This window comes from Sphingobium sp. FW306-1B-F04DB, assembly GCF_058781925.1.
Window position 1 is genome coordinate 93,364 of record NZ_JBYSXE010000003.1, and the last position, 14,424, is coordinate 107,787.

General features: G+C 64.3%; 11 protein-coding genes, 1 tRNA gene and 1 pseudogene. 3 read left to right on the plus strand and 10 right to left on the minus strand.

Annotated elements, in window-relative coordinates:
• Nucleotides 1-9: 9 nt before the first annotated feature.
• A tRNA-Gln gene (locus AC3WJD_RS03355) sits at nt 10-84 on the plus strand.
• Between the two features lie 141 nt (nt 85-225).
• A complete protein-coding gene (locus tag AC3WJD_RS03360; RefSeq protein ID WP_492744500.1) occupies nt 226-402 on the plus strand; it encodes a hypothetical protein in 177 nt (58 codons plus the stop codon).
• Between the two features lie 90 nt (nt 403-492).
• Here AC3WJD_RS03360 and AC3WJD_RS03365 read toward each other — a convergent pair whose 3' ends face one another.
• From AC3WJD_RS03365 to AC3WJD_RS03380, 4 genes and pseudogenes are all read right to left on the minus strand, one after another.
• Nucleotides 493-1,080, minus strand: coding sequence for a TetR/AcrR family transcriptional regulator (locus AC3WJD_RS03365; RefSeq protein WP_492744502.1), 588 nt, complete (start codon nt 1,078-1,080; stop codon nt 493-495).
• Nucleotides 1,081-1,111: 31 nt separating this feature from the next.
• Entirely contained in the window at nt 1,112-1,594 is a 483-nt protein-coding gene (locus AC3WJD_RS03370) for a DUF302 domain-containing protein (RefSeq protein WP_492744503.1), read from the minus strand.
• 69 nt (nt 1,595-1,663) lie between these two features.
• Nucleotides 1,664-3,127 carry an amidase family protein gene (locus tag AC3WJD_RS03375; RefSeq protein WP_492744505.1) on the minus strand — a complete coding sequence of 488 codons (1,464 nt, stop codon included), beginning with the start codon at nt 3,125-3,127 and terminating at the stop codon, nt 1,664-1,666.
• Between the two features lie 254 nt (nt 3,128-3,381).
• Nucleotides 3,382-3,833, minus strand: a pseudogene (locus tag AC3WJD_RS03380) (DDE-type integrase/transposase/recombinase); the annotation flags it as partial.
• Between the two features lie 106 nt (nt 3,834-3,939).
• Here AC3WJD_RS03380 and AC3WJD_RS03385 point away from each other — a divergent pair.
• Nucleotides 3,940-4,356 (plus strand): hypothetical protein, encoded by a 417-nt coding sequence (locus AC3WJD_RS03385; RefSeq protein ID WP_492744507.1) that lies wholly within the window; start codon nt 3,940-3,942, stop codon nt 4,354-4,356.
• A 752-nt stretch (nt 4,357-5,108) separates the two neighbouring features.
• Here the strand turns inward: AC3WJD_RS03385 and AC3WJD_RS03390 are convergent.
• From AC3WJD_RS03390 to AC3WJD_RS03415, 6 genes are all read right to left on the minus strand, one after another.
• Nucleotides 5,109-7,397 (minus strand): TonB-dependent receptor, encoded by a 2,289-nt coding sequence (locus AC3WJD_RS03390; protein WP_492744509.1) that lies wholly within the window; start codon nt 7,395-7,397, stop codon nt 5,109-5,111.
• A gap of 16 nt (nt 7,398-7,413) precedes the next feature.
• Nucleotides 7,414-8,754, minus strand: a complete 1,341-nt coding sequence (locus tag AC3WJD_RS03395) for an MFS transporter (RefSeq protein ID WP_492744592.1) — start codon at nt 8,752-8,754, stop codon at nt 7,414-7,416.
• A 2-nt stretch (nt 8,755-8,756) separates the two neighbouring features.
• Nucleotides 8,757-10,847 (minus strand): acetate--CoA ligase family protein, encoded by a 2,091-nt coding sequence (locus AC3WJD_RS03400; protein ID WP_492744511.1) that lies wholly within the window; start codon nt 10,845-10,847, stop codon nt 8,757-8,759.
• Nucleotides 10,844-11,629 (minus strand): enoyl-CoA hydratase-related protein, encoded by a 786-nt coding sequence (locus AC3WJD_RS03405; RefSeq protein WP_492744513.1) that lies wholly within the window; start codon nt 11,627-11,629, stop codon nt 10,844-10,846. The genes AC3WJD_RS03400 and AC3WJD_RS03405 overlap by 4 nt, the downstream gene beginning before the upstream one ends.
• A gap of 286 nt (nt 11,630-11,915) precedes the next feature.
• The gene (locus tag AC3WJD_RS03410; protein WP_492744515.1) at nt 11,916-12,824 is read right to left on the minus strand and encodes a LysR family transcriptional regulator; all 909 of its coding nucleotides are present in this window, start codon (nt 12,822-12,824) and stop codon (nt 11,916-11,918) included.
• Nucleotides 12,825-12,884: 60 nt separating this feature from the next.
• Nucleotides 12,885-14,393: an acetyl-CoA acetyltransferase gene (locus AC3WJD_RS03415; protein WP_492744517.1), complete on the minus strand. Its 1,509-nt coding sequence runs from the start codon at nt 14,391-14,393 to the stop codon at nt 12,885-12,887.
• Nucleotides 14,394-14,424 lie beyond the last annotated feature (31 nt).

Genomic DNA, 14,424 nt, shown 5'->3' on the forward strand with positions numbered 1-14,424 from the left:
GCATCCTGCTGGGGCGTCGCCAAGTGGTAAGGCACCGGTTTTTGGTACCGGCATTCGCAGGTTCGAATCCTGCCGCCCCAGCCAGTACGACACCCATTGCAGATTCCTGATCCCTCCCGGTCGGCGGATTTAGACATCCAGGCACCGGAGACATCGAATATGACGCAATGCACCACCTCGGAAAGGGTCAGCGAGTAAAGCCCACCCACAATCAGGGAGGCGCTCATGGCTGCATTCAATCCTATGTTCCATATGGACACGGACTACATGTGGCGTTGGTACACCACCGACGCGCAAGGAAATCCGGTATCCATGTCGGCGCGGGAGTTCTTCAGTATTGAAGACGCCCGACGGGATTTTAGCGCGGCTGCAGGCATGCTTCGGCTGATCCAATCGACATAGCCTGAGCTAGATTGTCAAATATAGGAACGGTCGGGCGGCTCCGCCGGGGTCGCCCAAATCATAGGGGGCAATATGTCGCGGGGGACAGTTTCAATTCCCGGGAGACGAGGAGCGCGCAAGTAGCAGCGCCGCCGCAACGCCATCGTTGATGATCTCGTCGGCGCGCGCGACGTCCGGCACTGCCCGGGCGAGTTGAAGGGTACCTACCATAAGGGCGAAGACGGCTGTCGCGCGCCGCTCGGCTGCAGCGGTGCCGGCATCCGGAAACGATGAGGCCAGCGTCGACGCGAAGTCCTGCAGCCCGTCTTCATAGGTTTGTCGCGTCGCCATGGGCTGCCGGGCGACTTCCGGAAGCAGAGCAGCCGAGGGGCATCCGCATGCAGGATCCTCAAGGTGCGCCCGGTTGAGATAGTCTCGGATCACGCCCTCAAGATCGAGGCCGGCCCCCAGTTTCTTCTCGATACGACCCTGCTGGTCCGCGAGCGCGCTTGCGAGCGCCTCGCGAACCAGGTCGTCCTTGGAGTCGAAGTGGACATAGAACGCCCCGTTGGTCAGGCCGGCATCGCCCATGATCCCGGCAATGCCCGCCGCCGACACACCGTCGCGGCGAAAGCGCTTTGAGGCGACGTCGAGAATGTGTCGCCGCGTCGCCTCCTTGTGACCTTTCTCGAAGCGCATCTACTTTCCGTTCTTCGTCTCGCCAGCATGCTCAGGCTGCTGCCGTTTCCAACAGGGTACGCAGGTCGCGGTCAAGCTGCTGGGCCACCGCGTCAACATCGTCGTCGCCGAACTGTCCGAAAACGGAAGCCGGTCGATCATATTCGAAGGCGACGCTGCCATCGACGTCCTCGCGCAGCAGCACGCGGATGGGGGCATAGAGGCCGGCCGAGAGCCGGTGGCGTGTCATCTTGGAGGCGGTCAGCGGGTTCCCGATGTCATACTGGATCGAGCGGCGCTTTTGCCCGGCAATGGCGAGCAAGGCGCCATGGTCGCGCTGCCCGAAGATGGTGAGCGGCGGCGATGCTTCCAGTTCCTTGAGCGCGCGCGTCGCCTCGCCGTAGCGCAGGAGCGTGAAGATGCCGTCGTCGATACGCGGTGCCAGCACCACGAGCTTGGCCTGGACGTCCTCGAATGATTTTGTCGAGGTGATGGTGACATGCTCGACCGTGATGGTCTGGGTTGAATAGGTCATTTGCCGATCCTCTGAGTGATTGTCGTTGCGGGGGAGCGGGCCCCTTCGGGGGCGAAGGGGCCCTTGGCGTCAGATCGCGGCCGGCTGGCGGCCCACGACGTTCTCGATCCGGCGGGCGAGGTCGAGAAGAGCCAGATCAGTGCCCAGGGGCGAGTCAAGCTCAAGACCGAACGGGAGCCCGCCAGCGGACAGGCCGACGGGCAGGCTGATGCCGGAAAGGCCCACGCTGCTGGCCGAGACGGTGTGGTTGGCGAGCGTCAGGTAGCTGACCTCCTGACCACCGATGCGAAGGCTTTCCTGCTCGGCAAGCCGCGGCGCCGTGCAGGGCGTCGTGGGCTGCAGGATCGCGAGCGCGCCCTGATCGACGAAGGCCTTGTTGAGGCGACGCTGGATCTCCGGACGGCTGACATTGAGGGCCGTCTGATAGGCCTCGACCGAGGTTGCGCCGGGGCCGTCCGGCAGCACGATGTGGGACCATGCGCCGTGAAGGACCGGCTTGAGCCCCGCGTAGATCGCGTCGAACGTCGTGGGGATGTTATGGTCGCGCAGGAAGTCGGTGATCGCACCCTGCGTCTCATGGGCGAAGATGCCCCAGGTCGTGGTCTGGATCAGGGCATTGAAATCGTCGCCGAGATCGACCTCGACGACGTCGGCGCCGGCATCCTTCAGCTGCCGGATCACGTCGCGGAAACGACCTTCCACGTCCGCATCCACCAGCTCGAGGAACTGACGCGGCGCGATCGCCAGACGCGCGCCCTTCAGGCCCTCGAGAGCGATCGGCGCTGCGGACGTCTCGCCGGTGACGACATGATCGAGCAGAATGACGTCGCCGACGCTCCGCGCGAAGGCACCCGTCGTGTCGAGCGTGTGGGAGATCGGTGCGACACCGTTGCGCGGCCAGCGCCCCGTCGTCGGCTTGAAGCCCACGACGCCGCAGAAGGAGGCGGGGACGCGGATCGAGCCGACAGTGTCGCCGCCCAGCGAAGCGGGCACGATCGCTGCGGCGACCGACGCGGCCGAGCCGCTCGAGGAGCCGCCGGTGACGCGATTATGATCGTAGGGGTTCTTGCCCTGACCGAAACGCTCGTTGTGGCCGGTGAGGCCATAGGACATCTCGACGAGATTGTTCTTGCCGAAGACGAGCGCCCCCGCCTCCTTGATCGCGCGAACGGCACCGGCGTCTTCCTTCGGCACGAAATGCGAGAGGCTCTCGAGGCCGATGCTCGTCGGAAGGCCGGCCGTGAGATAGCTGTCCTTCACGCCGAGCGGAACACCGAGGAGCGGCGCTGCGGATCCGGCGGAGCGCGCGTTGTCCGCTTCCTTGGCCGCCGAAAGCAGGGCGGTTTCGTCGATGGTGATGAACGCGTTCAGGTCGGCCTGCGACCGGGCGCGGTGGAGGAGCGCCGTCGCATAGCGTTCCGAAGTCACCTCGCCATTGCGGATTGCGGCGGCGGCATCTGCCAGCCCGAGCGACGCGAGATGAGCGTCCTGGGTCGTGGCGGTATCTTTCGAAGTGGCGGTCGTGTCGTTCATTGGTTCCTCACAAGGCGTGTTGTGACCCGGCATCTCCCGACCGCACGGACTGTCGCGGCCTGGTGTCATTACGATCATAATATAGCATTACAATCATAATTCAATATGCCCTGTGTGCCTGTCGTCATAACATTTGGCACAGATCGCGGCGTGGATTAGCGGAGTGCGGGCCTCGTCCGGGGATCACCGACGCGCTGGACCTCGCCCTCAAGACCTCAGGCTGTGACGGCGCCACGGTGCTCCACAAACCCAGGCTCCTCGGCCCGCATGTTGGTGCACAACCTCCAGGCGATGATGTAGCGTGAGAAGTCGTCGAGCACGGTCGACAGATACATCCAGCCCCACCCGATGATCTTGAAATGGGTGAAATCGGTCTGCCACATCTCGTTCGGCCGGGTCGTTTTGGTGTGGAACTGATCGGCGGCCTTGATCACGACATAGGCCGGGCTGGTGATCAGATCATGGGCCTTCAACAGGCGGTAAACGGTGGCCTCCGACACGAAGTAGCGCTTCTCATCGGTGAAGCGCACCGCCAGTTCGCGCGGTGACGACTCGCTGTATTCCAGCGCCATCTCGACAATCTGGTCTTGGATGTCGTCGCCGATGCGGTTCCACACCCGGCTCGGCGCCGAGGGGCGACCCTCCAGCGCCTCGGTCCGCGTTCGAGGAAGCGATCATACCAGCGGTAGAACGTCCGGCGCGGAATGATCCTCAGCAGCGACAATGCGACTGGCGGGCTCCACTCACCTCCGATTGGCGGGTCGAACGGACCTTGGCGCGGCAGTTTTGCGAACCCGCCTTATGAAGGTTGCATGCGGGTTGCTGCGATGATCCGTTGGCCGGGCCGCGTACCCGTAGGCGTGGTTTCGCAAGAGATGCTGACGGCGCACGACTGGCTGCCGACATTGGCCGGCCTGGTGGGCCATTCGGATCGCGTGCCGAAGGATCGCCCGATTGACGGCATCGATGCCTCGGCGTTCATGCTTGGCACGAGCAAGACGACGGGGCGGGACTCATATCTCTTCTTCGGTCCAGACGCCGGTCCGATGTCCGTGAAATGGAAGACCATCAAAGTCGTATTTCGCTACGCCGACAGCTTCGAAACGCCCATCCAGACGCCGTATTGGCCGCGTGTCTACGACCTGACCAACGATCCGCACGAAGATTACAATCTCATGGTCTACAAGATGGATATGGCATGGATGCTGGGCCTGCGGGAAAGGTTTTGACCGATTATCAGAAGAGCGTTGCGGAATACCCCAACATCAAGCCGGGCGAGGATTTCGAAGGCTATTCATCTCTTGGCGCTGCTCAACCCTTAAAGGCTGTCGGACCGGCTCCATGACCAGGATGGCGCGCAAAGCGGAAATGCAAAGAGGGATATTCGGGCGAATGCGAGGCGCGCGGATCGTGCGCAATGCGTTCCGATTGAGGGCCAGCTAGCACCCGATCGTGAATAATGCACGACAGGTCCTGCGGCGTGAGAACGTTTCAGTTCAGTCCACAGCAGCTTGTTTGGCTAAGATAAATTTGATGGTCTTTCCGCGGGAGCGAATTGATCAATCACATTAAATCAATCCTTTAGGCTCCCTGGCTCATGCCTGCCGCCCCAGCTAGCCAGAAAAAACGCGTCAAATCAATGAGATAAGTCTGATCACTCCGCCGCTGGGGACAGGTCTGTGGGACACGATTGTGGGACAGGTTTGGCATCCTGCAGGGCGCCTGGGCCTCCCCGGGGTGTAGCGATATTTTCCCCATCCCGCACCGGAGCCGCAAGGCGGCCTCGGGTGGACCTTAGGTAGGTTTTAACGGGAGTCTCGGGGCGGTTTGCCTTGATACCCAATCGGTGGGACCGCGCATGGCCAAAGACACACATGACGGCTTTCCGAAAACAAGGCTGGTATCGTCAATGACCGATAATGGCGCAAAGCGGAATCGACGAATCTAGCCCGAACCAGACCGGCGCGTCGCCGCGCCGGCCTCAATAGGTGAAGCCGATCTCCAGCCCATAGGTCCGACCTACCTCGCGGCTGGCGAACGAGAAGGGACCGGTTATGACCTTGCGGTAGAGGCGACCGCTGTCGTGGAAGGCATTGTTGACGAAGGCCGCGATCCGGTAGCGGCTGCGCGTCCCGATTTTCCCTTCATAGCCAATGGACGCGTCGAAGGTGCCATAGGCATCGATGAAGTCGCGGTTTAGCCCGAGGGTGTCCTTGACGACCGCGGTGGCGAAACGATCGGTCCATTTATAGTTTGCGCTCATCTGAACCTCGCCGTCGCCCGCGGGAATGGTGGCGTCGGCCCCGACGCTCACTGACCACTCGGGCGCGTAGCGGAGGTTGCGTTGGTCACGGATATCGACGCCGTTCTGGAGGAATTGATCATATTTGCCGTCGAGATAGCCGACCGCGCTCCGCAAGGTCAGCCAGTCGATCGGCACGAGCTGGAGTTCGGCCTCGATCCCCTTGATTGTCGCCTTCCCCGCATTCTCAACCAACGTCTGCGTCACCGCGGGATTGATGGGCGAGGAGGTGATCACCTCTTCCTGCTTGTTCTTGTAGCGCGCATAGAAACCCGTGAGGTTGAACCGGGCGCGTCGATCGAGAAAGGTCGTGCGGACGCCTGCCTCATAGCTGTCGACGGTCTCGGGCTCATAGGGGCCGATCGCGGTGATCACCGTGGCCCTGCTGTTCCAGCCGCCCGAGCGATAGCCGCGCGACCAGCCGCCATAGACCATGATGTCGGGCGTGAAGTGATAGTCGAGGATGATGCGCGGCGTGAACTTCTTGAACGTGACGTCGGGATCTCGGCAACTGTCGAACGCCGGAATATCGGCGAGCGATGGGTCGGGGCATTGAGCGGTCACTGTCCCCGTCGCGGGATTGCGGAATACGATGTAGAATTTCTTCTTCTCGATTGTGTAGCGGCCACCGACCGTCAGGCGGAGATCGGGAACGATCTCCAAATAACCCTCGGCATAGGCGGCATAGGCATCGAGCGTCTGGCCAGCGCTGAAATTCTGCGACGCAGTGCCGTTGACGAAGGCGAGCTGCTGGAGAAGGTCGAACTCCGAGCGCATGTAATAAAGACCCGCCACGAAATCGAACGCCCCGCCGAAGCTGCTGATCGCCCGAAACTCCTGGCTAAACTGGTTGGCCTTCTGGTCGCGGATCGAAACGAAGATCGGTACGCCGGGGAGGAAATTGGCGCCGCCGGTATTTTCAGCATTGAGATTGTCCTTCTGCTTGACGTAGCCGGTAATCGATTCGACCGAGATGTTGTCGAACTCGTATTTGAGGTTGAGCACCACCGCGGTGCTCTCGAGCTTTGCGCTGAACGGATAGTCGTTGAGCGCGAGCTCGTACCCGCTGTCGACGATCGTCTGGAACTGGGTCCCGTAGCAGGCGCGAAAGGCAGTGCAGAAGAGCTGGTTGTTCGCACCCAGCCCCGGCCCTGCGGACAGCGGCGCCAGGGAGGGATAGATCGAATCATCGTCGATATGGTCGACGCTCAACACCGCATCGAACTTGTCATCGAGCTTCACGCGCAGCGCACCGAACAGCGAGATGCGATCGATGCCGTCCTCGTGCTTGCCCGTGGTCGCCGATCGGGTGAAGCTGTCGGACCGCTCGACATATCCGCCTAGCTTGAGACCGGCCGTCCCTTCGACCAGGGGCACGTTGACGATGCCCTTCAGCTCGCGCAGGTCGTAGCTGCCGATCGTGCCCTGCACCTTGGCGCCCCAATCGAGCGTAGGCTTGGTGCGCTTGATGTTGATAACGCCGCCGATCGTGTTGCGTCCGAACAACGTACCCTGCGGGCCGCGCAGCACCTCGATCGTCTCGATATCGAACGTGTCGGTCATTGCCCCGGTGTTGGAGGCCAGAAAGACGCCGTCGACAGCGACGGCCACCGCCGGCTCGAAGGCGCGGTCGAGATCGCCGAAGCTGACGCCGCGGATCGAGGCCGACATGCCGCCGCCGGTGAAGGGGTGCCGCCCGAGCTCGACGTTGGGCATGTAGCGTTCGACCGCGTCGATGTTCGCCAACTGCGCCCTTTCGATAAGGTCAGCATCCATCGCGGCGACCGCTACGGGCACGTCCTGGAGCGACTCGGCGCGCTGGCGGGCGGTCACGATGATGTCCGCGACGCCGACGTCCGTGGTCTGTGGTTGGGGCGCTTCGGCGCCGGGTGTGGAATCGGCGGTTTGCGCATAGGCCGGAGCGGCGAGGCAAATGAGCGCGCTGCCGACGAGCAATCTGGGTTTCATGACATCCCTCCCTTTTTCATTGTCGTGGCTGGCCGGTTGTCCCCCCGAGCCCGGGCACCGGCATTGTCGCGGAATGACGCAACGCAAATGACATCATCAGCGCGACGACGGGCGCGACGGCGCCGCCGATCAGCGCGAGTGCGAGCGAAAGGGGGTGCGCTGCGCCCGTCGCGGCGAACGCGTCGCTGGCGAGTCCCACCAGCAACGGTCCAAGTCCGGTGCCAAGTAGCGCCGCCACCAATCCGCTGAGGGCGATCGCCTGAGCACGCAGCGGCCCGGGCGCGGTCAATTGGAAGGGAATCGATCCCATGCTGACCACCGCGCTGGTGAAGAACACCGCGAGCCCCGCGAGCGTGAGCATCGCCCACAGCGCGGGAACGAGCGGGGCGAGCGCCGCGGGCACCGCCAGCAATACCGCGCCCAATCGCATCTGCTCGAGCGTGCGCGTCAGCATGGCGCCGTTCGCAGCGCGTGCGACGATCCAGCCCGCGGCGATTGTCCCCAAGCAGCCCGCGACGAGATAGATCGGTCCGAAGGTCGCTCCCATCGCCGCCTCGCCGATCGGAAAACGCCGCAGGATCGCGGTCGGCATCCACGCGATGTGCGCATTGAGGATCGTCACGATGAGCGCGATCCCGATGACGTAGACCATGCAAAAGCGCCAGTTGCCGAGCATGAAGGCGGCAAGATCGCGCAGCGATCCGCTCCCGGTATTTGCCGCGGCTCCCGCGCGCGGCTCGCGCAGCACCGCCGCCACGATCAGCGCCAGCAAAAGCCCGGGCAAGCCGAGCAGGAGAAACAGCAGCTGCCACCGCTCGACCCCGAAGGGGAGCGCGCAATCCGCCATCGCCGCATAGAGCGCCCCGCCGCCCGTCAGCGCGAGCCCGCCGCCCACGAATGGCGCCAGCATGAAGATCGCCGTTCCCTGTGCCAGCCCCTTGCGATCGTGCAAATCCGCCATCAGCGTCAGCGCCGAGGGGGGCAGCCCGGCTTCGCCCACGGCCAGTCCAATCCGCGCGAGCAGCAGGTGCCAGAATGCCGCTGCGAGCCCGCACGCCATCGTCATCACGCTCCAAAAGGCTACGCACCAGGCGACAATGCGAGGCCGGTTGCCGCGATCGGCCAGCCGCGCGAGCGGCAGCGATGCGGCAACGTAGAAGAGCGAGAAGCTCACGCCCTGGAGCAACCCGATCGCGCTGTCGCTGAGTTCGAGCGAGGCCTTGATCGGCGTGACCAGCAGGCTCATTACCTGACGATCGATGTAGGACAGCGTGAAACAGAGCGACAGCAACGCCGTCGCCACCCAAGCCGATGCGACACGCGTCCGCGGCACCACGGCTGGAGAATCCGCGAGCATGCTCACCGATCTTTCCAAATGGCGAGCGCGTCGAGCGCCTCGACCTGATCGCCGCGTACCAGGAGCGGATTCACCTCAAGTGCGACGAGATCGGGGCCAAGCGCCAGCGCGGCATCGCCGATCATTCGGATGGCCGTTGCAATGGCGCCGAGATCCGCCGCGGGCGCACCCCGATAGCCGTCCAGGATGCGGCGACCGCGCAACTCGTCGAGCATCGCACGCGCTTCGGTATCATCGATCGGCAACAGGCGAAGGCTCGTATCCGCCAGGGCCTCGATCCATACACCGCCGAGACCGGCGACGATCACCGGGCCCCAGCTCGACTGCGCGGTTCCCACGAACAGCTCGATCCCGCGCGACCGCATGGGCATCAGCAGGCAGCCGTCGAGCTCCGCCTCGGGGTACGCCGCCTGGGCGGCAGCGATAATCTCGGCAAATGTCGCTCGGATCTTGGGCTCGCTGTCGAGGTTCAGCCTGACGCCCCCGATGTCGCTCTTATGCTGGATGGCGGACGAGGCGATCTTGAGCACGACGGGACCGCCCATAGCCCGCCATGCCGTGACCGCCTCGTCCGCAGTCCGGGCGAGCGTAAGGAGAGGTATCCGCACGCCCCGACTTTGCAGAAAAGTGAGTGCTTCATATTCCGAGATTGGCCGTGGGAGCGCGGCTGCTGGCGGGCCGGTGCCGGTGCCGCGCCGGGTATCGGCGGCGCGCCGATCTGACCAGCGTTGCGCCGAGGCGAAGGCCTTGACGGCGAGATCGAGCCCCCCGGTGACGGCCGGTATGCTCAGCTCGGCCATCAGGGCATGTGAGAAATCGCTCACCGGACGGATCGCCTGGTTGATCAGGAAGCCGGGGGTCGCCGATGCCGAGAGGCCCGCGCCGATGCAGCCGAGCGCCTCACGGTTGACAAGATCCGCCGCCTCGCGCGGCAGGTCATAGACGCAGGCGGTCATGCCGATCGCCGGATCGGCGGCCAGGAGCTTCAAGATGCGCTCGAACAGCGCCGGATCGCGGACCGCGGCGCCCGTCACGTCAAGCGGGTTGAAGATCGCGCCATAGTCGGCGATCACGTCCTCCAGCGCCGCGCGCGTGTGATCGGCGAAGGGGGGTAATGCCAAGCCCGCCTCCTCGGCGGCATCGGCGATGATCTCACACGCGCCGCCCGAGATCGAGACGATCGCGAGGCCGCCTGTCACGGGACCGCTGTGCGCGAGCACGCCGGCCGTGGTCACCAACTCCTCGATCGAGGACACGCGGATGATGTTGTCCTGCGCACAGACCGCGTCGAAGATGCGATCATCGCCCGTGACCGACCCGGTATGCGCCTGGGCGAGCTGGCTGGCGAGTTCGGTGCGCCCGACCTTGAGCGCGATCAGCGGATTCCCGGCCGCAGCCGCCTTGCGCGCGGCGGCGCGAAATGCCGCTGGGTCCTTGATCGTCTCGGCGAAGACCGCGATCACGCGCGTGGTGCCGTCGTCCACGAGATAGTCGATCACGCGTGCGGTATCGAGATCGGCTTCGTTGCCAGTCGCGATCGCGTAGCTGAGGCCGATGCCCTGCTGCTGGGCGAAGCCGGCAATGACATTGGTGGTCGCTCCGCTTTGCGAGACGATGGCGAGATGGCCGGTCAGATATTCGCTGCCCACCGGGAAGGGCGAGACGGGGGTCTTTTGCGCGTAGTTGATGAAGCCGAGGCTGTTGGGCCCCACCAGCGTGACCCCTTTCTCTCGGGCATAGGCGAGCAACCCTTCCTGCTTCGCCGCTCCACCGGCGCCGGTCTCGGCATAGCCCGAAGAGAGGATCAGTGCGTTGCGAATGCCCGCTTCCGCGACGTCCTCGATCGCCTCGCGCACCGCGTCCGTGGGCACGAACACATAGGCGACATCGGGGATACCGGGCAGGTCGCGGCAAGATGTCACGGCATCGCGGCCGTGCGCGGGCACGCCCCGCTTGTTGACCAGCCAGACCTCTCCGTCATAGCCCATCGCGTCGAAATTGGCATGGATGAGCTGCGACCACGCCGATTTGTCGGTCGCACCTACCAGCACGATCGAGCGCGGTTTGAACAGCGTGTCGAGGCTCCCGCTCAACGCGCGCTCCATTGAGGCGCGCGCGTCTCGACAAAGGCACGCGGACCTTCCTTGAAATCTTCGGTCTGCATAAGCCGCCCGACCGCCGCGTGCATGGCCGCAATCGATTCCGTCTCGGGCGTCTCATGCGCGGAACGGGCGATCTTCAGGCTCTCGCGAACCGAGAGCGGCGCGTTGGCGGCGATCTTGCGGGCGTAGTCGAGCGCGACCTTTAGCACCTGATCGTCGCGTACGACGGCGTTGACGAGGCCGAGCGAATAGGCGCGGGCAGCGTCGATGGGCTCTCCGACCGCGATGATCTCGAGCGCTATGGCGCGCGGGATCTGGCGCGGCAGGCGATAGATACCGCCGGCCCCCGCTATGAGTCCGCGCCTGACCTCGGGCAGGCCGAGCACGGTATTCTCGCCGACAACGCGCAGATCGCAGGCAAGCGAGAATTCCAGGCCGCCGCCCAGCGCGCTGCCGCGTACCGCCGCGATCCACGGCTTGTCGCGCTTCGATTCGACGAAGCCGCCGAAACCGCCGTCGGGCGTGCTGAGCTCCGCCGCGCGGCCGGCCGAGACCTCGGCGAGGTCGGCGCCCGCGCAAAAAGTGGGGCCTCCGCTCGACGTCAGTACGACCACCCAGACCGACGGGTCCGCCTCGGTATCCTTGACGATTGCGTCGAGCCGCCGCGCGACCGCGCCATTGACCGCGTGGCGCTTTTCGGGACGGTTCAGCGTGACGATCGCGACATGGTCTTCGACGCGTTCGAGGAGGACAACATCGGCATCATCGGACATAGGTTGGCTCCGAAGCTGAATTGATGATTTCAAGGCTCACCCAGGCACAAACAGTCCCCCGCAATCAGCGGCAGCTGCGAATTTGATGGAAGATAATGGTCAGCGATGGGACGAATTACCGTCCGGCGTCGGATCAGCCTTCTAAGATCGTCATGGCTCAGCTCTCCCGATCATTATTATCTCTGCTTTCCGTCCTGCGGTGCAGCCATTGTTGTTCGATGAAGCTAAAGTCGTCCGGTATCTCTTGTCTAATACGGATCGGAGCGTTCTTGATAAGAATCCGCTATCAAGCGGCTGCGCGCAGAGATTTGGTCGCAAAGGTCCATAGCGCCGCCACTGCAGGCCGGCGGTCGCCGACACGGCGAATCAGATTGAGGTTGAACGCCAGCGCGGGTTCGTCGAGCGGCACAACCGAGAAATTCTCGGGCATATGTTGCACGCTGCCCTGCCATTCGCCGACCAGCGCTGGAATGCCCGTGCGCTCCGCAAAATGCACCATCGCGGGGAGGCCCGATTCCGGCAGGTACGTCACGATGATGCCCGCGGCCTCGAGGATGGGTGCAATCGAATCGTGAAAGGGGGGATTCACGTTGCGGCGAAAGATGGCGACCTGTTTTCCTGCAAATGCAGCCAGAGGTACCGGCCGGGGCATGGTCCTAACACGTTCGCCGTCCACGAGTAGCGCCAGTTTATAGCGCGCCAGCACCAGCGCCTCGCTGTGCGGGTCGACATGGGGCCCGACGGTGAAGGCCATGTCGATCTCGCCATCGCCGAGGCGCCTGAGAAGCTCGATCGACCAGGCATTGGTGATCTCGATCTCGAATTTCGGGTGGTGCGCGAGGAAATCCTCCACAAGCGCCGCACGCACCGGCATCTCGACCGAAAAATCGGGCGCGCCGAGATTGAGCAGGACGGCCGCCTGGTCGCGGATGCGTCGCGCGGCGGCCGCCGCACGCTCCGCGGCGATCAGGCAATCCTGCGCGGCCGGCAGGAACGCTTCGGCTTCGGGGGAGGCGATGACCGCGCGATTGCGGTTGCGGTCGAAGAGCTGGAAGCCGAGCTGCTCTTCCAGCCGGCGGATCTGGACCGAAAGCCATGGCTGCGCGATCCTCAGCCGCTCCGCGGCGCGGGTGAAGGAGCGTTCCTGGGCAACCGTGACGAAGCACCGGACCAGCCGGATATCGAGCTCGTTCATGCGCCTCTCCCGCGACGGCGCGATACGTGCCGCGCCGCCGCTGTTATTAATACCAGCCAGTCATGATCGTTGCCAGACGACCTTGTCCTCCCTGCGAACTGCGCGTCCGGTCGTGCCCACCGGCTGGGCCTGATCGGACATCAGAAATGCAAGCGTGGCCTCATCCTCGCGCGGCACATGTGCAAGAAACCGGGCGCCATCGGACGTGCGCGCGATCACCGTGCCGTGCCGTGGCTCGCCGCTGCGGTCGAACGGGATCGTGAAGGTTTCGATGACACCCTCGCCCTCATAGTCCTCGAGCAGCTCGGGGACCGCGCCGCGCCGTCGATCGGCTTCCGCCTGGACGTCGTAGTCCTGCGGAAAGGCGCCGGCCGGCACAGGCCGGCGGGTCAGGACGAGCGAGTGGCTGTGGGTCGCATAGCCGCCATTGGCCACGATCAGGCCGTGCTCACCGTTTCCGCGCAGTTTATCCACCATTTGCGCGGCGGCGTGCATCATGCAGTTGCCAATCGGACCACCGCCAAAGGTTAGCCCGCCATAGACGCTCGCAGGCGCGTTGAGCGGCCAGCCCAGCACCCTGCGCGCCATTTTCGGCACGCAGGGGAAGCACGAATAAAGCTCGACATGATCGATGTCGCCGGGCTCGAGGCCGTTTCGCTCGAGCGCGGCGGTCACCGTCGTCTCCAGGCTGGCGGAGCGGGCATAGCTGTCGCGCCTCAGGAAATCCTCGTCCTCATGCGCGGCGGCACCGGGGCCGATATAAACGATCTGTTCCTCGGCCACACCCAGTTCGCGCGCCATCGCAAGGCTCGCGATGATGACGGCTGCACCCATGTTGACCGACGCGTTTGCCACCATCAGCTTGGTGTAAGGAAAGCTCACCATGCGGTTGTCGGCGGTGACATCGGCTATCGCTTCGGGTGTCATAGGGCGGCGCAGCCATGCATTGGGATTCGCGGCCGCCACTGCCGAGAAGCCCGCCCAAATCTGCGCGCTTTCGCGCTGGCCGTCCGCAAGGCTCTGCCCCCATGCCGCGCGCGTGGCATTCTCGTAGAGCGGATACACGTCGATGGGCGTCAGCAGCCCATATTTCCGGGCTAGCGGCCGCGCCGCCTCTTCGGCAACCTCCGCCACCGAGCTCTTTGGTGGAGTCCGCCCGGCGGCGATGTCGGCCTGCGCGCGCTTGGCGGCGGTACGAAGCGCCTCCGCGCCCACCGCCGCGGCGAGCTGGATCTCGCCACGGCCGATCAGGTTGGCGGCATCGTTGATGAGCTGGAGTGGCCCGTCGCCACTCGCCTCGAAGGTCTTCACGGCCTGGAACGGCCGTTTCGGCAGTCGTGCCGCGAGATGCTCGTGCGGCGCGGGATTGGGGAAAGAAATCTGATCCTCGACGCCAAGCCAATCCAACCGGTCCAGCACCGCCACGCCGAGTTCGCGCTCGGCCTCGCGCAGCGCAGCGAACATCAGTTCGATTGAATCCAGCCCCTCAACCTCGATCTCCGGCCGATCGCAAATTTCGCCCACTGCGATCACGACCGGGATGCGGTGCGTTTCATCCCGTTCCAGCACAAATCGACTCCTTGGCCTTGGCTGACTTTCC